The organism is Mariniflexile sp. HNIBRBA6329 (assembly GCF_043558645.1).
Taxonomy (GTDB): domain Bacteria; phylum Bacteroidota; class Bacteroidia; order Flavobacteriales; family Flavobacteriaceae; genus Mariniflexile.
On record NZ_JBIFXS010000002.1, the window covers coordinates 19,937 to 40,434 of the forward strand.

The 20,498-nt window shown below is 32.6% G+C and carries 21 protein-coding genes; 13 read left to right on the forward strand and 8 right to left on the reverse strand.

Annotated features, from left to right (window positions below; genetic code table 11):
• Positions 1 to 19 precede the first annotated feature (19 nt).
• The 5 genes from ACGK9U_RS02885 to ACGK9U_RS02905 all read left to right on the forward strand — a co-directional run bounded on the left by ACGK9U_RS02885 (position 20) and on the right by ACGK9U_RS02905 (position 5,213).
• Positions 20 to 1,744, forward strand: a complete 1,725-nt coding sequence (locus ACGK9U_RS02885; protein WP_394464876.1) for a hypothetical protein — start codon at positions 20 to 22, stop codon at positions 1,742 to 1,744.
• 88 nt (positions 1,745 to 1,832) lie between these two features.
• Positions 1,833 to 3,155 (forward strand): DNA recombination protein RmuC, encoded by a 1,323-nt coding sequence (locus tag ACGK9U_RS02890; RefSeq protein WP_394464877.1) that lies wholly within the window; start codon positions 1,833 to 1,835, stop codon positions 3,153 to 3,155.
• 170 nt (positions 3,156 to 3,325) lie between these two features.
• On the forward strand, positions 3,326 to 3,961 hold the full coding sequence (locus tag ACGK9U_RS02895) for a SatD family protein (RefSeq protein ID WP_394464878.1): 636 nt from the start codon (positions 3,326 to 3,328) through the stop codon (positions 3,959 to 3,961).
• Positions 3,958 to 4,662 carry a DUF3307 domain-containing protein gene (locus ACGK9U_RS02900; RefSeq protein ID WP_394464879.1) on the forward strand — a complete coding sequence of 235 codons (705 nt, stop codon included), beginning with the start codon at positions 3,958 to 3,960 and terminating at the stop codon, positions 4,660 to 4,662. The genes ACGK9U_RS02895 and ACGK9U_RS02900 overlap by 4 nt, the downstream gene beginning before the upstream one ends.
• Positions 4,663 to 4,667: 5 nt before the next feature.
• Entirely contained in the window at positions 4,668 to 5,213 is a 546-nt protein-coding gene (locus ACGK9U_RS02905) for an acyl-CoA thioesterase (RefSeq protein ID WP_394464880.1), read from the forward strand.
• Between the two features lie 8 nt (positions 5,214 to 5,221).
• On the opposite strand, the gene ACGK9U_RS02910 is transcribed toward ACGK9U_RS02905, so the two are convergent.
• Genes ACGK9U_RS02910 through ACGK9U_RS02920 form a run of 3 tightly spaced genes read right to left on the reverse strand, consistent with a single transcriptional unit; the run spans position 5,222 to position 9,205 of the window.
• Positions 5,222 to 7,738 carry a carboxypeptidase-like regulatory domain-containing protein gene (locus tag ACGK9U_RS02910; protein ID WP_394464881.1) on the reverse strand — a complete coding sequence of 839 codons (2,517 nt, stop codon included), beginning with the start codon at positions 7,736 to 7,738 and terminating at the stop codon, positions 5,222 to 5,224.
• Positions 7,728 to 8,633, reverse strand: coding sequence for a FecR family protein (locus tag ACGK9U_RS02915; RefSeq protein WP_394464882.1), 906 nt, complete (start codon positions 8,631 to 8,633; stop codon positions 7,728 to 7,730). Before ACGK9U_RS02915 ends, ACGK9U_RS02910 begins: the two co-directional genes overlap by 11 nt.
• A 47-nt stretch (positions 8,634 to 8,680) precedes the next feature.
• Positions 8,681 to 9,205, reverse strand: a complete 525-nt coding sequence (locus tag ACGK9U_RS02920; RefSeq protein ID WP_394464883.1) for an RNA polymerase sigma factor — start codon at positions 9,203 to 9,205, stop codon at positions 8,681 to 8,683.
• Between the two features lie 112 nt (positions 9,206 to 9,317).
• Between ACGK9U_RS02920 and ACGK9U_RS02925 the strand changes: the two genes are divergently transcribed.
• From ACGK9U_RS02925 to ACGK9U_RS02950, 6 genes are all read left to right on the forward strand, one after another.
• The gene (locus ACGK9U_RS02925) at positions 9,318 to 10,394 is read left to right on the forward strand and encodes a hypothetical protein (RefSeq protein WP_394464884.1); all 1,077 of its coding nucleotides are present in this window, start codon (positions 9,318 to 9,320) and stop codon (positions 10,392 to 10,394) included.
• A gap of 158 nt (positions 10,395 to 10,552) precedes the next feature.
• Entirely contained in the window at positions 10,553 to 10,927 is a 375-nt protein-coding gene (locus tag ACGK9U_RS02930; RefSeq protein ID WP_394464885.1) for a hypothetical protein, read from the forward strand.
• An 18-nt stretch (positions 10,928 to 10,945) separates the two neighbouring features.
• Positions 10,946 to 11,776 (forward strand): T9SS type A sorting domain-containing protein, encoded by an 831-nt coding sequence (locus tag ACGK9U_RS02935; protein WP_394464886.1) that lies wholly within the window; start codon positions 10,946 to 10,948, stop codon positions 11,774 to 11,776.
• Between the two features lie 24 nt (positions 11,777 to 11,800).
• A complete protein-coding gene (locus ACGK9U_RS02940; protein WP_394464887.1) occupies positions 11,801 to 12,652 on the forward strand; it encodes a DUF5777 family beta-barrel protein in 852 nt (283 codons plus the stop codon).
• A 59-nt stretch (positions 12,653 to 12,711) separates the two neighbouring features.
• Positions 12,712 to 13,086 (forward strand): cytochrome c, encoded by a 375-nt coding sequence (locus tag ACGK9U_RS02945; RefSeq protein WP_394464888.1) that lies wholly within the window; start codon positions 12,712 to 12,714, stop codon positions 13,084 to 13,086.
• 39 nt (positions 13,087 to 13,125) lie between these two features.
• Complete coding sequence (locus ACGK9U_RS02950; RefSeq protein WP_394464889.1) at positions 13,126 to 13,671, forward strand: YceI family protein; 546 nt, start codon at positions 13,126 to 13,128, stop codon at positions 13,669 to 13,671.
• 30 nt (positions 13,672 to 13,701) lie between these two features.
• Here ACGK9U_RS02950 and carB read toward each other — a convergent pair whose 3' ends face one another.
• Both carB and rpmH read right to left on the reverse strand, forming a co-directional pair.
• Complete coding sequence (gene carB / locus ACGK9U_RS02955; protein WP_394464890.1) at positions 13,702 to 16,554, reverse strand: carbamoyl-phosphate synthase large subunit; 2,853 nt, start codon at positions 16,552 to 16,554, stop codon at positions 13,702 to 13,704.
• A 112-nt stretch (positions 16,555 to 16,666) separates the two neighbouring features.
• Positions 16,667 to 16,828 (reverse strand): 50S ribosomal protein L34, encoded by a 162-nt coding sequence (gene rpmH / locus ACGK9U_RS02960; RefSeq protein ID WP_038527912.1) that lies wholly within the window; start codon positions 16,826 to 16,828, stop codon positions 16,667 to 16,669.
• Between the two features lie 292 nt (positions 16,829 to 17,120).
• Here rpmH and ACGK9U_RS02965 point away from each other — a divergent pair, with 292 nt between their 5' ends.
• Positions 17,121 to 17,696, forward strand: a complete 576-nt coding sequence (locus ACGK9U_RS02965; RefSeq protein WP_394464891.1) for a DUF2892 domain-containing protein — start codon at positions 17,121 to 17,123, stop codon at positions 17,694 to 17,696.
• 65 nt (positions 17,697 to 17,761) lie between these two features.
• Here the strand turns inward: ACGK9U_RS02965 and ACGK9U_RS02970 are convergent, their stop codons facing one another.
• Together ACGK9U_RS02970 and ACGK9U_RS02975 are read right to left on the reverse strand one after the other, a co-directional pair.
• Positions 17,762 to 18,688, reverse strand: coding sequence for a lytic transglycosylase domain-containing protein (locus tag ACGK9U_RS02970; protein ID WP_394464892.1), 927 nt, complete (start codon positions 18,686 to 18,688; stop codon positions 17,762 to 17,764).
• A gap of 35 nt (positions 18,689 to 18,723) precedes the next feature.
• A complete protein-coding gene (locus tag ACGK9U_RS02975; protein WP_394464893.1) occupies positions 18,724 to 19,389 on the reverse strand; it encodes an alpha/beta hydrolase in 666 nt (221 codons plus the stop codon).
• A gap of 174 nt (positions 19,390 to 19,563) precedes the next feature.
• On the opposite strand from ACGK9U_RS02975, the gene ACGK9U_RS02980 reads away from it, so the two are divergent.
• On the forward strand, positions 19,564 to 19,860 hold the full coding sequence (locus tag ACGK9U_RS02980; protein ID WP_394464894.1) for an N-acetyltransferase: 297 nt from the start codon (positions 19,564 to 19,566) through the stop codon (positions 19,858 to 19,860).
• A gap of 77 nt (positions 19,861 to 19,937) precedes the next feature.
• Here ACGK9U_RS02980 and ACGK9U_RS02985 read toward each other — a convergent pair whose 3' ends face one another.
• On the reverse strand, positions 19,938 to 20,441 hold the full coding sequence (locus ACGK9U_RS02985) for a hypothetical protein (protein ID WP_394464895.1): 504 nt from the start codon (positions 20,439 to 20,441) through the stop codon (positions 19,938 to 19,940).
• Positions 20,442 to 20,498: the final 57 nt, after the last annotated feature.

Below are 20,498 nucleotides of genomic sequence, written 5' to 3' on the forward strand. Positions count from 1 at the left end.
TTACTTAAATTTTAAAATTATGAAAACCAAACTTATTATTCTATTCACTTTTGTAATGTTCTTGTCTACTATTTTTTATAAAATAGCACCTGACAAAACATTGGATTATACAAAAAAAATAGGCAGTAATTCGATGAGTTGTACACCCGCCATATTCTTATTGGATAACATAGATACCACGAAACAAATTGCCCCTTTGTTTGAAAACCTTGGAAACCACTTCTATAAAATAAGCACAAAGAATGAATTAGCACAGCGCTTTTTCAATCAAGGTTTAAGGCTAACTTATGCTTTCAATCATGCCGAAGCGCACAGATCGTTTATGGAAACATCCCGATTAGATCCTATATGCGCCATGGCTTATTGGGGACAAGCTTATGTTTTAGGGCCAAATATTAATGACCCTTTACCCGATGATGAGCGCAAAAATAAATACAATGAGGCTATTGATAAAGCCATAAAACTCATCGATAATGCAAGTCCAAAAGAGCAAGCGCTCATTGAGGCGTTAACCCATAGATATTCAAAAGATTTAACGATAGATGTTTCAATTTTGAATAAAGCTTATATGGAAGCTATGGCAAAAGTAGCAACCAAATACCCTGATGATTCGGATATTCAAACGTTGTATGCAGCATCGGTTATGAACACGGTCCCTTGGAATTATTGGGATAAAGATGGGAATCCATCACCAAATATCAAAGAAGCAAAAGCAGCACTTGAAAAAGCCATACAACTAAACCCCAATAACCCTGGCGCCAACCATTATTACATCCATATGGTAGAACTTCCTTATCCAGATTTAGGAGTCCCTATTGCCGAAAAACTGGGTAGTTTAATGCCTGCTGCTGGTCACATCGTTCATATGCCATCTCATATTTACATTAGAGTTGGCAGATATAAAGATGCCGTAAAAGCAAACCAAGAAGCTATTTTAGCTGATGAAGATTATATTTCTCAATGTTTTTCCCAAGGCATGTATCCACTAGGTTACTATCCCCATAACATACATTTTCTTTGGTCGGCATCAAGCCTTTTAGGCAACAGTCAACTAGCCATTGACGCAGCAAAAAAAACAGCAGAAAAAGTTCCCGTAGGTGAAATGAAAGACCTTCATTTTTTACAAAATTTTGCCTCTACACCCCTTCTGGCTTATACTCGATTTGGAAAATGGAACGATATACTTACCTACCCTAAACCAAATGACAACATTAAACATTTAAAACTCATTTGGCATTATACAAGAGGCATCGCATTCATCAGAAAAAATAACATCAAAGAAGCAAAAGAAGAACTTGAGGCTATTAATGAGATGATTAAAGATCCTGAAATGGAAACCATCATAGCCACAGGATTTGATTCTGGAACTACCATTGCAAAATTAGCTTTTGAAGTTGTTTCGGGCGAATTAGCTGGGTTGGAAGGAAATTATAGTTTGGCAATTGAACATTTACAAAAAGCAGTTGTTTTAGAAGATGGTCTAATTTATAACGAACCTGCTGCATGGCACATCCCAACCAGACAAAACTTGGGAGCAATACTTATGAAAGCTAAAAAATATGAAGAAGCTGAAAAAACATACAATGAAGATTTACGTGTTCTCAGACAAAATGGCTGGTCTTTAACAGGTTTATATCAAAGTTTAAAAGCGCAAGGCAAAATGGAAGAAGCTAAAAAAATAAAACAAGAATTTGATCTAGCCTGGAGTGATGCCGACATCAAAATTGATGCATCCATCTTATAAAAATAATTTCAAAAAGCTGTATTTCTGTCAATAGCAAACTTCGTTCTTCCGACTAAAAAAATTATCTTTGGTCAAACATATTTTTTCAATGAACGATAACCTTATCCTAATTCTTGCTATTCTAATTTCTGGTGGTATTGGCGCTTATATTGGTATGACCATTACCAAACTAAAAAGTAAAAGCGAACAAAGCACTTTAGAAGAACGCCAAAACCAGCTTAATATCACTATTAATGATTTAAAACAAACCGTTGATAAAATTGAAAAAGAACGTGAAGATATTCGTCGGGAAAAAGAGTTTTTAAATGCCGAATTAACCCGCAAAAACACCGAATATGACAACCTACAACAAATAAGTTCTAAACGCGAACAAGAAATAGAAGAACGCCAAGAGCAACTTCGTAAAGATTTTGAATTGTTGGCAAATAAAATTTTAGAGGAAAAATCAGAAAAATTCACCACTAAAAACAAAGAAAACTTAGATGCTATTTTAAAACCGCTTCAAGAAAAAATAAAAACCTTTGAAGATAAAGTCGATTTAACCCAAAAAGAAAGCATCAGTATGCATTCGGCGTTAAAAGAGCAACTTTTAGGATTAAAAGACCTCAACCAACAAATGACCAAAGAAGCAACCAACCTAACCCGAGCGTTAAAAGGCGACAGTAAAATGCAAGGAAACTGGGGCGAATTGGTTTTAGAACGTGTATTGGAAAAGTCTGGTTTAGAGAAAGATAGAGAATATTTTGTACAGCAAAGTTTTACTTTAGAAAATGGCTCGCGCGTTTTACCCGATGTGGTTTTGCATCTGCCCGATGGCAAAAAAATGATTATTGACAGTAAAGTATCGTTAACCGATTATGAACGCTTGGTTAATGCAGAAGACGATGACAGACCACTATTTTTAAAAGCACACGTAAACTCGGTTAAAAAACATGTGGATCAACTTTCAGAAAAAAACTATCAAGATTTGTATGATATAGAATCACCTGATTTTGTACTCATGTTCATCCCCATAGAGCCTGCTTTTGCGGTGGTTGTGAACGAAGATAACAGCATCTACAACAAAGCTTTTGAAAAGAATATTGTCATTGTAACACCTTCCACCCTTTTAGCTACTTTGCGTACTATTGACAGTATGTGGAACAACGAAAAACAACAACAAAATGCCATTGAAATTGCACGACAAGCAGGTGCACTTTACGATAAATTTGAAGGTTTGGTATCCGATTTAACAGGTGTTGGCAAAAAAATTGACGCTGCCAAAAGCGATTATTCTGCGGCTATGAACAAACTGGTTGATGGTAAAGGAAATTTAATATCGAGTGTTGAGCGCCTTAAAAAAATGGGAGCCAAAGCCAAAAAAGCATTACCAGAAGCCATTATAAAACGTGCTAATGACGATTTAGACTAATTACTAAAGTTGAAAGCGACGCTATTTTATCACTTAAAAACGCAATATATTTGTTTATCACCTAAAAACGTGATACATTTAATATTCCATAAAAAAGGCATATTTTTGAATATTCCATAAAAAAGGCATATTTTTGAATATTCTATAAACATGGAATATAAAATTTGAATATGGTAAGCATAATAACAGGCGACATCGTTAGGTCTAAGAAATTCAAAAATCCAGAAATATGGTTAACGCCTTTAAAAGAAGCATTGACCAAAACGAGTATTGATAAAAAATACTGGGAAATATTCCGTGGTGACAGTTTTCAAATTGAAATTGAGGACAATAAAAAAGCATTCAATATTGCCACATATATTAAAGCTTGTGTAAAAACCGTAAAAGGATTGGATGTTCGAATGGCAATTGGTGTAGGAAATAAAGCCTTTGAAGGCAATATAATTACTGAATCTAATGGAGAAGCATTTCAATTTTCCGGAGATACCTTGGAGGAACTTAAAAAAGAAAAAACAAACTTAAAAATAAAGTCTAAACACTCATTTTTAAACGAAGAACTAAACTTGTATTTTAAACTTGCCTTAATAACGATGGATAATTGGTCTGTCAATTCAGCAGAAACGGTTAAAATAGCTCTTGAAAATTATGGTGTTTTACAAACAGAAATGGCACAAGTTTTAGGTGTGAGTCAAGATGCGGTAAGCAAACGTTTAAAACGAGCACATTTTAACGAAATAATGGATTTGGATGGCATGTATCGTAAAAAAATAAATCTGTTAGAAGAAAAACAATTGGAAAAAAAATGATGGTACTGATAAAACTTTTACTGGCTCATATTATTGGCGATTTTTTTCTTCAACCAGAAAAATGGGTAAGAGAAAAAGAAAAGAAAAAGCTAAAATCGAATAAGCTCTATTTTCATGTTTTAATTCATATCGTCTTAACCAGTATCTTTCTTTGGGATATTTCACTATGGTCTATCATTTTAACCATCGGTATAACGCATTTCATTATTGATGCTACAAAACTTTCAATTCAGAAGAAAAAAACAAGACGTCTTTTATTTTTTATAGACCAAATACTCCATATTGCCGTTATTTTTTGCTGCTATTTTATTTTTATTGAGAACACATTCCAATTGAACAACCTCGTAACAGAATTCAATCTTTTGCTATTAGCTTGTTTGCTGTTTTTAACAATACCTACATCAATAATTATGAAAACCATTTTTTTAAAGTGGAATATTTCAGAACTCACTAAAAATAACGAGTCACTTGAGGATGCAGGGAAATATATTGGTATTTTAGAGCGCGTTTTAGTGTTTATTTTTATAATAGTAGGACACTGGGAAGCTGTTGGATTTTTAATTACTGCCAAATCGGTTTTTAGATTTGGCGATTTAAAAGAATCTAAGCACCGTCAACTAACAGAATACATTTTGATAGGAACTTTAATAAGTTTTGGTATCGCTATTTTTACTGGACTTATTTTCAATTCGCTAATTTAATATTTATGTTTAGAACAACTGAAGAATCGCAAATAACAATTACACAATTAATGCTGCCATCGCATTCAAATTTTAGTGGCAAAATACATGGTGGCTACATTTTAGGGCTTATGGACCAAATAGCATTTGCTTGCGCCTCAAAACACTCTAGAAACTATTGTGTAACTGCATCGGTTAATAAGGTAGATTTTTTAAATCCAATAGAAGTAGGCGAATTGGTAACCCTTAAAGCATCAGTAAATTACACTGGTAGAACATCGATGGTTATAGGAGTAAGAATTGAATCTGAAAACATTCAAACAGGCGAAAAAAAACATTGCAATTCTTCATATTTCACCATGGTTGCTAAAGATGAAAACGGAAAAAATGTTCCTGTACCTGGTATTATTTTAGATACCAAAAACAAAGTAAGACGCTTTGCCAGAAGTATTGCCAGACAAGAACAAGCAAAAAATAGAACTACTGCTTTTAGAACTTCGGAGTTTAAAATGGAATTGTATTTAGATTCTTTAAAAGATCAAAATGCTAAAATTGAAGTGACTGAAAGCTAATACTTCTTTTAAAAATCAAATCTTAAAACAGCATTAGGAGTTAAACCCAAAGAGCGTTGATTTATTTCATTAAGCACATCATTATTTATTTTATAAAATTGGTTAATCTGGTTTTCCTTATTTAAAACATTCCAAAGTGAGACACCAACATTTGCTTTGGTTTTGTTGGTTAGTTTAAAATTATAAAGGGCAGATATATCTAAGCGTAAATAATCTTCTAAATTTGAAATATTAACAACTTCATAATTTACATTGCCATCTACAATTTCATTACCAGTAATTGGTAAAGTTGTAGGTTTTCCAGAATGCCAATTTAATCCAGCAGATAGTTTTAAATTCTCTAAGCTATAAGTCATTCCTAAAGTAGCTGCATGCTTAATGTTGTAATTGCTTGGAAAATAATTAGGCTGTAACTCTTTAAACCGGTAGGTATTATGCATGTAGGCATAGCTTATCCAAGTGTTAAACTTATTGAGGTGTTTTCGAAATAACACGTCAATACCACTTACACGATTTGCTCCTGTACTTTTCGAAAATTCAAATTGATTTTGAAACCCTTGACTTTGTGCAGTAATGCCTTCAACATGCTTTACATACCCTTCTATATTAAACAACCACCCTCTATGACTGTAATTTAAACCTAGTGACGCCTGTTTACTTGTAATTACAGGAATGTCTTTATTATTTGATAGCTGCCACCGACGCTTTTCAATTCCTAAAAAATCGTTTTGGAAGTTGATAACTTGCGATGTGTTTTGATGTTTGAATTCACCTAAAACTTCAATCGTAAAAAAGTTTAAAAATCGCTGACTGAAGCTTATCCGTGGTTCCCAAATAGATTTACTGAATTTTTCAATAAAATTATATCTCACGCCAAAATTTAAATTTGAATACCCGTTTGCAGATCTGTAACCCAGTTGTGAAAAAACGCCATGTGTTCTAACTACTTCCGAAACCAAAAGCCTAAACAAAGGGGTGTCTACATCATCTAAATTAGTAACTTCGGTTTCTACAAAATGATAACCACTTAATAATTGTAATGCCTCACTAAAACTATAATTAGCTTTTAATTTTAAACTGGTTTCAGACACGATGTTTTCTTGTAAAAAACGTTGAGAATCCAACACATCAACATTTACCGCTTTAAGTTTATAGTCGGTTTCATAAGCTTCAAAGGCTGTTTGGAATTTGTTGTTCCAAATTCTATTATAATGTAATGCCCCTGCAATACTATTTTGGGTTAAACTACTTTCTTTAGATTCCTCTTCTTCATTCACCAACGCATTTTCATTAAACTGAAGTTCGTTGTACACATTTATAAAATTAATACGCAATTCATCTTTATCACTTATTTTATATATCCAACGTAAAGAAGTGTCGTAAAAGTCAAATTTTTTGTCTGAATTGGTAATGGTGGTGGCATTGTTAGAAACTTCTGTATTTTGAGAAATTCTGTCAAAAAAAGCGGTATACGTTGGTGTTTCAACAAAATTGCTAATCGATTTTCTTGCAGCCACTTGTATTGAAGATGTTTTATTAATTGGAACATCAACAAAAGCATTGGCATCTGTTAAATTAACACCTACAGTTGCGTTAAGTCTGTTGTTAACTGATTGATTGGTTTTCATTGAAATAGTTCCGGAAACACCATCGGTATAACTCACATCGCTCCCATTCTTTCTTAATGAAACCTTTTGGGTAATTTGGGGATTATACATAGAAATCAACCCGAAAAAATGACCGGATTGATACATTTTTATATCATCCCAAAGAATCAGGTTTTGATCGTGTGTACCCCCTCGAATATTTATATTTGAAACAGTCTCGTTGATACTTTGAATCCCTGGAAACGCCTGGACAGACTGCAAAACATCATTATCTATTAATCCTGGAAGGATATCAAAATCTGAAAAATTTATTTCATAAGAACCATTGTTTATCTTATTTATACCACTTGCGATATAATTTGAAACAACAACTTCCGACAGTGACTGAAAATTAGGAAACAATAAAACATCTGCACACCCTAATTTTGAAAATTGATTATACGGTTTGACGATAGTTTGATACCCTATAAACCGAATGGTGACGGGCTGTGTTATACTTTTAACTTTAATTTGAAAAAAACCATTTTCATCTGTTGTGGCAGAGTTCATTAAGGTTTGAACCGTTGCATATGCTAAGGGTTGTAAATTATCTTTATCTTTTACATAGCCACAAAGCATTTTATCTTCTTTAGGCTTTACAAGAACAATACCATCGCTCAACATAGAAAACAATAAACCCGTTTGGATTTCTAGATAAGTCAAGACTTCCTTTAACGGTAAACTTGCATCTGGAGAAATGAGGAAAATATTTTCAATAGTATCTTCGGCGTAATTAAATTGAACCTGATGTTGCACTTCCAATACATTTATTACATAAGCCAATGGTTTCTGCTTATTGACATTTTGAGCATAACTACTAAAAAAGACAAAAAGCAAAAAACTAAAAAAAATGGTTATTTCTCTAATTCTACTTCCCATGAATTATTACCAGGTTTGAAGAACTCAATTCATAGGTCATATTCATGGGTTGCGTTATGGCAATAAGGGCATTTTCAAGGTTGTTATGCACAAAACCTCCCGTAAACAATCTGTTAATATCTATATTTTTAAAAGTGACTTGTACGTTATATTGTCGTTCTAATTCTGAAAGCACTTCTCTTATTGGCATTGCCTCAAATTCACTCCAATTATCTCTCCATTTTGGTGCAGATGCCACTATTTTACCTTGGGTGAATTTGCCATCTAAAATTAGATAGGTATCACCTGCCAATAATTTTCTGGATATGGTATCTGAACTTACTTTTACAATACCTTCAAAACATTTGACTTCAAAATAATTATCGCGTTGCTTTACATTAAATTGTGTACCAACAACGGTTACTGTCCCGCTTTTGGTTTTAACATCAAAAGTTTTTCCTTTTGAAACCACAAAATAAGCTTCTCCTTCAAGCTTTAAAAACCTATGGTCATCCCAATTTTTGGTATTGAACTCAACAGAAGATAGGGCATTTAATTCTACTTTAGAGTGGTCTGGAAGCTCTATAGAAGATTTCTCGCCGGCTAAGGTTTCTATATGTGTAAATGGGTCTGAAAAAAAAGCAAAATAAATACTCAAACCAATTAAAATGACACTCGCTATTTTTAGCAGTGGATTCGTCCAATTTAATTTTTTAACAGGTGTTTTTAACGATTTGTACTGCGTTTTAAACGTATTAAAATCTTCTAATTTATAAAAATGTGAGGCTTTAAAATGTTTCGCGCTATCTATTATATTTTCGTTTAACTCTGCATCATCCAACTTGCCAAACATTTCTTTTTCAGCATCATTAAGCTCGTCCTTTAACCATTTTTCTATTAAATGCTCTTTATCCATCTATCCTTAACTTTAATATATAACAACTTAAAACTAAATTCTCCTGATTATTTTATTTTAAATCCTTCCAATTCTTTCTTCAACGTATTGAAGGCACTATAAATCCTATATTCTACTACTTTTTGGGTAACTCCCAAAAGTTCGGCAATTTCGCTATGTTTTTTCCCTTCCACTTTATTCATTAAAAAGGCGATGCGTTGTTCTTCATTTAAATTTTCCAACACTTTTTGATAGCGCTGTAAAAACTGTTCTTTTTCAAAAATAAACTCTGGCGATTCATTGGTGTAATCTTTCGGCCTTTCATTGTGATATTTTAAAACTACTTTTTGATGTTTAAGCTCATTCAACATTAAATTATTGGCAACAGTAAACAAAAATGATTTAGCTTTACTTAAACTAACCTTTTTACAATTATCCCATAGCTTTATAAATGCATCTTGCGCTACATCGTTTGGGTTTATTTGCGAACCATATTTATAATATAAAAAATTAAGCAAGTCTTGTGAGTATTTATTATAAACACGCTCAAAAACCTTGTCTTCGCATATATGGTCGTTAAGTTCTTTTGGCAAAGTATTTAATTTAGTGCTTTAAAGTTATATAAAAAATATATTAAAAAAATTCAGGAGTTTTTTATTTCTAGTTGTTTAATTAATAAAAGCTTCTGTTAAAGACCACCAAATTATGAAAACAATAGCTCAAAAAGTTATCTTTTACATCTTTATTACAGCATTGGTATTTATTACTTCTTGCAGAACAGAGGAAACCGAATCTATACAGGCACCGGAAGACGAAGTTTTGGTTGCCAATTCTTCAGTTGCCAGTTTAATGCAAAAAACATCTATCAATGATGGGTCTAATGATAATATCATAGATAAAGCCAATTGCTTTAATATAAAATTGCCTATTACTGTAATGGTGAACGGTAATAGCATTACTATTAAAACAGAAGAAGATTATAAAATTATTGAATACATTTTTGATGACGATGATGATGATATTGATACTTTATTCATTTCTTTTCCAATTACCATCATTCTTAGCGATTTTACGAATGTAAGAATCAACAATTACACAGAACTATATAATTACATAAGCACTTGTAATGGTGAAAATGAAATTGATGACGATATAGAGTGCTTAGATTTTAATTACCCCATTACGGCTTCTTTATATAACTCAAACAGCGAAATTATAGAAAGCATTGCTATAACCTCAGATATTCAGCTATATGGCTTTATTAAAAATTTAAGAAATACTGATTTTGTTACCATTAAATTCCCCATCGAAGTAACACTGTATGATGGCACACAATTAATCACCAACAATCTTAATGAATTAAAAGACTTAATAGAAACTTATGGTAATAATTGTGATGAAGATGATGATTACGATTATAATGACGATGATTGTAATGACTGTAACCAAGATCAACTACTTGACATTTTAACTAACTGTTCAGGTTGGAGTATTGATAAGTTAGAACGTTATGGAAATGATTATGATGACTATTATGATGGTTACACTTTTAATTTTCGTACCGACGGAACTGTTTCTGCTTTTTACGCGAACAATACAAATTATGGCACTTACACTACTAAAGGAACAGGAAACAGTTTAATAGTTACCATAAATGTTCCTAAATTACCTTATTGCAATAACAATTGGGTTTTGCATGAAATATCAAAATATACCGAAACCAAAATAGACCTAAGGGTTGGTGGCAACGATAGAATGCGATATAAAAATAATTGCAACTAATTATATCAATTTTTTTTTTAAATAAATAAGCTAGTAGTAATACTTAATGAAAAAGAGAAATTTCATTTTCAAATGTCATTTTTAAGTGTTATAACATTTGATTACTAGCGGAACTGCTTCAGTTTAAAAACTGAAGCAGTTTAAAAAAATAAAATGCTATGAAAAAATGGTTAATTATAATACTGCTATGTGCTCTTGCAGTTATAGGTTACAGGTATGTTTATCAAGACCACCGTGATATAGCAACCGAAACATCTATATATAAACTTACAGCATCAGATATTTCGAATGAATTTGCAATTAATCCCATGTCGTCAGAAAACAAATATTTAAATAAAACTATTGAAGTTAGTGGCAGTATTTCAGATAAAAATCCACAAAGCATTACTATAGAGGACAAAGTGTTTTGTCAATTTTCAAATGAAATCCAAAAAACTTTAAATACTGACAAAATCAAAATTAAAGGTCGTTTCATTGGTTATGATGATCTGTTAGAACAAGTAAAACTAGACCAATGCATTATTATTGATTAATCCTAAAACTAAAATATTATGAAAGCAACATTACTTTTTCTTTTTTCAATATTGATTTCAACATCGGTTTTATCGCAGGTGTTTGCAGGTCAAATTGATGATTTTGAATCCGGTACGGTGCAATCGTGGGCAGAAGGAGCGCAATCTCCAAATCCGCCAGTCAACATTTCAACTGGTGGCCCAAACGGCGCAAACGACAATTTTTTAAGAAATGTTTCCAGTGGCGCAGGACCAGGAAGTAGAATGGTGATGTTTAACCAAAACCAGTGGACTGGCAATTTTACTGGGCAAAGTATTATTGCTATTAAATTCAAAGCTAAAGCAACAACAAATTCACTAAATATAAGAATTGCTTTTGATGGAGCTGGCGGCAAAATATGCACTACAAATGCCGTTACTATTAATAGTGGAAGTCCATGGACAGAAGTAACAATTCCAATTAGCTCCTCTAACTTTTCATTGATTGGAGGCACAAACATATCCCAAACATTACAAAATGTTAATACGATGCGAATTCTAAGCAGCGCGTCTCCTGCATGGGAAGGCGATGCCATTTCTGCCACTTTAGATATTGACGTTATTGAAGCATCAACAACTTTAAGTTTAGACGATTTTCAATTAAAGGAATTCTCAATATCACCAAATCCAGCTAGTGCACTTATACAACTAAAAACACAGCCAAACTTAAAAGTAGATAACGTTGCAGTATTTGATTTATTGGGAAAACAGGTATATACCAGCAAAGTATTAGAAAGTCAAATAGACATTTCAAAATGGAGCAAAGGCATGTATATTATAAAAATTTCAGCTAATAACTTTTCTAAAACGGAACGATTCTTAAAACAATAACCACAATTTAAACAGCATTGACATATGAAAATCATCATAATATTTATCTTATCCATTTTCCCTTTTTTAGCTTACGCACAAGATGATTTATTAAAGGAAATCGATACAGACACAACAAATACTGACTATGAAATAGCCACATTTAAAGGTTTGAAAATTGTAAACTTCGAATCAACGAAGCTGGTTTCAAAAAAACAATTAACATTTATTGTATCGCACAGATTTGGTACGATTAAAAATGGTATCAACACGTTTTTTGGACTTGATGATGCCGTAACCAGGCTCAATTTCATATACGGAATTTCAGATGGGCTAAATATTGGAGTTTCTAGAAGTTCGTTTCAAAAAACTTATGAAGCTTCATTAAAATATAGGCTTGCAAGACAAGAAAAAAACGGTTTCCCATTTACTATTGTAGGTTTTAACGACCTCCTAATCAATACAGCCTTAGATGAAAATGATGTGCCATCCATTAAATTTAAGGATCGTTTAGGATATGCGGCACAACTATTAATTTCCAGAAAGGTAAACACCAATTTATCTATAGAATTGGCACCTACTTTTTTTCACGACAATTATGTTTTGATAGAAGAACAAAATAATTCTCAGTTTGCATTAGGTTTTGGCGGACGCTATAAATTAGGTAAAAGATGGTCTATAAATGCCGATTACGGTTGGCATTTAAATAGAGCTAGTAATTCACCTTTTAAAAACCCATTATCTCTGGGCTTAGATTTGGAAACTGGCGGTCATGTTTTTCAAATGCACTTTACCAATGCACAAGCTATGAACACCAATGGCTTTTTAGGACAAGCAACAGGCGACTGGACCGATGGAAATATTTACTTTGGATTTAACCTAAGTAGAACTTTTTAGATATGCCTAGTAAATAAATAATGCTAAAAAAACGAAATATTAATTTAAAAATTCACGCTATGAAATTTAAAAATTTAGTTTACGTATTTGTAACAGTTACATTGTTATTCAATTGCTCTAGTGGTAGTGACGATGACACTTCACCTACACCAAACCCAAACCCAAATCCGAACCCATCAGGTAAAATCACCTATAACGGTAACATAAAAAGTATAATGAGTGCAAATTGTACTTCATGTCATGGCAATCCACCAACTAATGGCGCCCCTATGTCTTTAACAACATATAGTCAAGTAAAAAGTGCCGTAGAAACCAGAGGGTTAATTGGCAGAATAAACAATACCAATAATCCAATGCCAACAGACGGCTTAATGTCTCAAGCCAATAGAGATTTAATTCAAAAATGGTTAGATGATGGTTTGCTGGAGAATTAAAAAAGTTCATATTTATTTAGCATCTTAAATAAATTCAAAATGAAAAAAGCAATAGCATATTTTATAGTCTTTTTAAGTCTTAATATATTTTCACAAACCAAGTATATTACAAAAACTGGCGTAGTAAATTTTGAAGCTTCGGTTTCTTCTTTTGAAGAAGTTAAAGCCATTAATAATTCTGTAACAGCCATCATTGAGGTTGAAAGCGGAGAATTTGCTGCACTGGTTTTAGTTAAAGGTTTTCGATTTAAAAATGCCTTAATGGAAGAACATTTTAATGAAAATTATGCCGAATCTGATAAATATCCAAAAGCCATTTTTAAAGGAAATTTAGAAGATTTCACCATGAATAAATTACAGTCTAATTCAATATTTAAGATTAGCGGCACCTTAACGTTTCATGGTAAAAGCAAAAAGTTGGAATCCATTCCATTAAACTTTTCAAAAGAAGGTGACTTCATAAATATATCGGGGAATTTCAAAGTAAATACTTCAGATTTTGATATAAAAATACCCAAAGTAGTTAGAGATAAAGTCTCTGAAACTGTTGCTATCTCCTTAAATTTCAAATTAGAAAAGACCTAAAAAAAGCCGCTTAAAGCGGCTTTTCTATTTTTATTTATTAAGATACATTTTTCGTCTTGAGTATAGTTCGTAAAACTCATCGTCTTTTAAACTATCTATAAACAAAATGCTTTCTCCTGTACTTTTCATTTCAGGTCCCAATTTCTTATTCACATTATGGAATTTATTGAAAGAGAATACCGGTTGCTTAATCGCAAATCCTTTTAATTGCGGATTAAAGTTGAAATCTTTAACCTTCTTCTCTCCTAACATTACCTTAGTAGCGTAGTTTACATAAGGCTCTCCATAAGCTTTTGCTATAAATGGTACGGTACGAGATGCTCTTGGGTTTGCTTCGATGATGTAAACAATATCATCTTTTATAGCGAACTGAATGTTTATTAAACCAACCGTATTAAGCGCCAACGCAATTTTTTTAGTATGGTCTTTAATCTGTTGCATCACAAACTCACCTAGGTTAAATGGTGGTAACATCGAGTTACTGTCCCCTGAGTGGATTCCACATGGCTCTATATGTTCCATAATACCAATGATGTACACATCTTCTCCATCACAAATGGCATCAGCTTCCGCTTCAATAGCTCCTTCTAGATAGTGGTCTAAAAGTAGTTGATTCCCTGGCATTTGGCTTAACAAGTCAACCACATGTTTTTCAAGCTCTTCTTTATTGATAACAATCTTCATCCCTTGCCCTCCAAGTACGTAAGAAGGTCTTACCAATATTGGGAAATCCAACACATCTGCAATGGCAGCAGCTTCATCCGCTGTGGTTGCAATATCAAACTGTGGATAAGGAATATTGTTTTCTTTTAAAAGGTTTGAAAAATGCCCTCTATCTTCAGCTAAATCTAAAGACTCAAAACTTGTTCCTATTATTTTAATACCATATTTCGTTAATTTTTCAGCAAGTTTTAAAGCTGTTTGTCCACCTAATTGTACAATAACACCTTCTGGTTTTTCATGCTTGATGATGTCGTAAATATGTTCCCAGAAAACTGGCTCGAAGTATAATTTATGTGCAGTATCAAAATCGGTTGAAACGGTTTCAGGGTTACAGTTAATCATGATGGTTTCATAACCACATTCAGCAGCTGCCAAAACACCATGCACACAACAGTAATCGAACTCAATACCTTGTCCAATTCGGTTTGGTCCCGAGCCTAAAACAATAACCTTCTTTTTATCTGTTACAATACTTTCGTTATCTGCATAACGGTTTCCGTCCGCAGTTTCCATATCACTTTCAAACGTTGAGTAGTAATAAGGTGTTTTTGCTTTAAACTCCGCAGCACAGGTATCAACCAACTTGTAAACACGGTTTACCCCGAATTCTTCACGTTTATTGTAAACCTGACTTTCTAAACAACCTAGCATGTGCGCTATTTGTCTATCTCCATAACCTTTTTGCTTCGCTTCAAGCAATAAGTCTTTTTGGATGGTATCAATGGTGTAAGTAGAAATTTCTTTTTGAAGCAAGAATAACTCTTCGTATTGCTTTAAAAACCACATGTCTATTTTTGTGATTTCGTGAATTCTGCTTAACGGAATTCCCATTGCAATGGCATCGTAAATAATAAATACACGATCCCAAGAAGCATGGGTAAGCTTTTCTATAATTTGATCGTAGTTCTTGTTTTCTTTTCCGTCGGCACCTAAACCATTACGCTTAATTTCAAGCGATTGTGTTGCTTTATGAAGCGCTTCTTGGAAGGAACGCCCAATACCCATCACTTCTCCTACCGATTTCATTTGAAGTCCTAACGTTCTATCAGACCCTTCAAACTTATCAAAGTTCCAACGTGGTATTTTTACGATTACGTAATCTAAAGTCGGCTCAAATAAAGCCGAAGTAGATTTTGTAATTTGATTTTGTAATTCATCTAAATGATAACCCAAAGCTAGTTTAGCAGCAATTTTCGCAATTGGATAACCCGTTGCTTTACTTGCTAATGCCGATGAACGCGATACACGCGGGTTGATTTCAATGGCAATAATATCTTCATTTTCATCTGGTGAAACCGCAAACTGCACGTTACAACCTCCAGCAAAATCACCAATACTACGCATCATATGAATGGCCATATCACGCATTTTTTGGTAAGTTTTATCACTTAAAGTCATGGCAGGTGCCACGGTTATAGAATCACCTGTATGAATACCAATCGGATCCATGTTTTCAATAGAACAGATGATTACTACATTATCATTGGAGTCTCGAAGCAACTCTAACTCATATTCTTTCCAACCTATTAACGCCTTATCAATCATCACTTCGTGAATTGGAGACACCTCTAATCCACGTGTTAATAACGCATCATAATCTTCTTCTTTATAAACAAATGAAGCACCTTCACCACCTAAAGTAAACGATGCTCTAATAATTAAAGGAAAGCCAAACTCTTGCGCTATTTCCTTACCTTTTAAATAGGATGTTGCAGTTGCTTGAGGTGCCATAGGAATGCCTATTTTTAGCATAAGCATTCTAAACTTTTCTCTATCTTCAGTTATATTGATAGCATCAATATCTACACCTATAATTTCAACATTAAAATCTTTCCAAATACCTTTTTCATCGGCTTCAATACATAAATTTAATGCAGTTTGGCCACCCATTGTTGGTAAAACGGCATCAATTTGTGGATGTTCTTTTAAAATTTTAATTATCGATTTGGTTGTAAGCGGCAACAAGTACACATGATCGGCCATGGATGGGTCGGTCATGATGGTTGCAGGATTCGAATTAATTAAAATGGTTTCAATTCCATCCTCTTTTAAAGAGCGTAAAGCTTGTGTTCCCGAATAATCAAACTCGCATGCTTGCCCTATAACAATAGGACCAGATCCAATAATTAGAATAGATTTAAGTTTTGAATTTTTTGGCATTTTTACTGTTTAATAATTGTTTTATAATAAGTTACAAAAATACGGATTAACAGATATAAAAAAAGGCATTACACTTAAGTAACACCTTTTTAATATCAACAATTGTTAATCATTATTTCTTATGTCTAGATTCAGATGATACAGACAATTTTTTTCTACCCTTAGCTCTTCTACGAGCAAGTACTTTTCTTCCATTAGCAGAAGCCATTCTTTCTCTAAAACCGTGTTTGTTTCTTCTTTTTCTTTTCGATGGCTGAAATGTTCTTTTGCTCATTACTTTATATCTTTAAAATCTGAATTGTACTTTTTATTTATTATTTTAGGTTCCTTTAAAACCGAGGGCAAATATACAAAGAGTTTTTACTTTGACAAATGTTATTTTAAAAATATTTCGAATTTATTTTCAAGACACTAATTAACCACAAATTCCTTTATTTATTTGGGCTCAACAACTCCCTTTTGTTAAAAATCTATGGATTGATTTTGATAAAAATTTAGTTTCTTTGCATTCAAAATTAAACTTAGATGTAAAAAACATCTAAAAACAATAATTCAAACTATAAAAAATGTACAATAAAATAATAAAATTAGTTATAGCTGCTGGAATAATTGCTTTTGCAGTGTATCAATTTACCGAAGGAAACATTGGCAATGGCATCATGTTTATATTACTTTCATTAATATTTGTGTTTCTTTATTTTAAGAATGAATTTATATTATTGGCATTTTTAAGGTTACGTAAGCAAGATTTTGAAGGTGCTAAAAAATGGTTGGATAAAATTAAGAATCCTGAAGCTGCTTTGGTAAGAAAACAACAAGGTTATTATAACTATTTACATGGTTTAATGGTTTCTCAAACAAACGTCAATGAGGCTGAAAAATATTTCAAGAAAGCCGTTTCATTGGGTTTATCTATGGATCATGATATGGCCATGGCAAAATTGAATTTATCGGGCATTGCTTTTTCTAAACGCAGAAAAATTGAAGCTGAAAAACTACTTGCTGAAGCTCAAAAATTAGATAAACAAGGCATGCTTACCGATCAAATTAAAATGATGAAGGAAAACATGAAACGTGCTGTGGGTCCAAACCAACATTTTGGTGCAGGTGGTTCCATAAGAGCTCAAAAAAGAAGAGGCTAATTCTAACAACTCCCAAAAAGAAAAGACCAACTATGATATGATTTAGTTGGTCTTTTTTTTATTTACTATTGTACATTGTAATATCCCTTTTCCGGAATTTCTATAACATAGCTTTTCCCCGATTTGTTATTAAGTTTCGGTTCTCTTAACCAAGGATTATGGATTTTGAGTATTTTATAGTTAATGCCATTTGCTTCAGCAAATTTTGTAAAATCTGTTACTTCAGTATTAACAGTTACTTTTCGGGTAGGCACATTATTGTATAAATCCTTCTCTCTAAAATTAAAACCATATTTAGCTGGATTGGATAAAATTTCCTTAAGGGCAACGATTCTAAAAATATAACGCCCCGTTTCTTCACCCAACAACAAATCGTAATAATTCTTAACGTTTTGTTCTCTTAAATATCTAGAAATTCCAGCATTACCAGCATTGTAAGCAGCAGCTGCAAGCGTCCATGAACCTAAATCTTCTTTGGATTTCAACAAATACTTACAGGCTACTTCGGTTGATTTTTCTAAATGGTAGCGCTCATCAATATTTTCATTTACCTCTAATCCATTCTCTTTCGCCGTAGCTGGCATAATTTGCCATACACCACGAGCTCCTGCTGGAGAAACAGCATTGGTTAAACCACTTTCTATGACTGCTAAATATTTAAAATCGTCTGGAATACCATTTTTGGCTAAAATGGGCTCTATAATCGGGAAATACTTATTAGCCCGTTTAAACATTAACAATCCGTTGGATTGCCAATAGGTGTTAACCAACAACTCTTTATCCATACGCTCAAAAATATCCAGGTCTTTAAGTGGCATGGGCTCACCTGCGAAATCTAAATTGCCAGGCACTTGAAGCGCATAAACATTATAATCGTTTATCAGCTTTTTTTCAAAATTTTCATCGGTAGGCGCATCTTGAAGGGCATAAACAAATAAAGCACATAAACTTAATAATCCCACAAACGCCAATATTTTCTGTATAGTCTTCATTTTTAAAAAGTTTTATTTAAAGGTAAATATTTTGCTTAGTTTTCTGAAATTATCCTTGGTAAATTTTCGTTAAACCATTTGTATTTATTGATAATCATAATATGGGTCCCTCCTTTTATTGTAATACAATTTGAAATGTTTTTTATGGGAAATACCGCATCATTATCACCATGAATATGAACAATGTCAGGCAAGTAATTTGCTTGGTTCCAACAAACCATTTCTTTAATTGCCCAACTTAAATAACTACTATGATTTACCGATAAATATTTTTTATATAACTCCAAACGCTTTGTTATATTATTTCCAAAGACATATTTAGAAAAAAGCTCGACATTACCAACCAACTGTGTTGGTAGCAACTTATATGCCATGGTTGCTTTTGCTAATAACATTTTTTTTGGCAATTCGTGCATCGATTTTACGCTAGACACAATAATAAGCTTCTTTACCGCAATATGCTTACTCATTTCTTGCACTAAAACGCCTCCAAAAGACACACCCAACAATACTACATTTTCATGTAATATATGCTTTGTCATTCTTAAAGCATAATCGCTAATAATCTCATTTTTAAGAGGTAAAAACCATTCTAAGTAATGAATTTTAAATTGGTCTTCGGGCAATTTGATATACTCAAAGATTTTAGGACTTGCTGCCATTCCTGGCATTAAATAAACGTGTATAATTTCTTCTCTCATACGTTTTAACATAAAAAACACAAAACAACTATTAAACTCTAATAGTTTATTTTATAAGGCATTAACCTGTATTTTACTTTTTAATAACGATTATTTTTCGTATTTTTGCCAAACAAAGTTATACAATAGTACTCAGCTATTTTAAGTTTCCTGAAAAATTAAAAAATACTCACTATGATTGATGTTGCAGAATTAGTAGATAATGATTTTTTACGCCAGTTTGAACTGAAAATCGATAACCATTTAGCTAAAATAGAATACTCATTGCAAGAACGAAAGATTTTTTTAACCAAACTTGTTATTCCTGAGGAAATTAATGATGAGAATTTTACCAAAATTTTTTTAGCTGCTGTTTTTGAACAAATTGAAGAACGCAATTTAAGCGTTGTACCAACAAGTCCTGAAATTGCTAAGTTTGTTAGAAGCAACCGAAAGTATAAACGCATGCTTCCAGTAGGCGTTAGGATTTAGATTTTAGATTTTAGATAAAATTAAAAAAGTCCGAAGTTTAAAAACTTCGGACTTTTTTTTGGGTTAAAACGAAAAATTTATTGTTTTGTATAAACCAAGGTTAAATCTTTGGTTGTTACTACTTCCGTAAAATCTTCATTATATATTTGGATAGCATCTTCAAAGACCCTTGACAATTGGTTGTTAGCAAAAGTTGCGATGCTTTCATTAATTACTACTACCTTACTATTATATGCATATGTTGTAGCAAAACTTATAACACCTTCTTCATCACAAACAACATTAAAAATATATTCATCTGAAGCACCATCAAGTAACGCAATTTTTATATGAGGATTGAACGTTGAATTAGATGTTACAACACCATTAGATTCAAAAACCAAAGTTTCATTGTTTATACAATCTATTTCATTTAACAAATTGGAGCTAATGGTTCCATCGTTATTTATATCAAAACCATCTTCAACATTCATAGCCGATAATTGCCATACACCTACAATAGCAAAGTCGTCGTCTCCATCTCTAAAGCAACTGGTCAATAATAAAGGCGTAAAACATAAGATTAATAATATGTTCTTCATTTTGGGGCATTATTTACTTCTTCAGTAAAAGTATTACGTAAATATTCAGCTGCACAA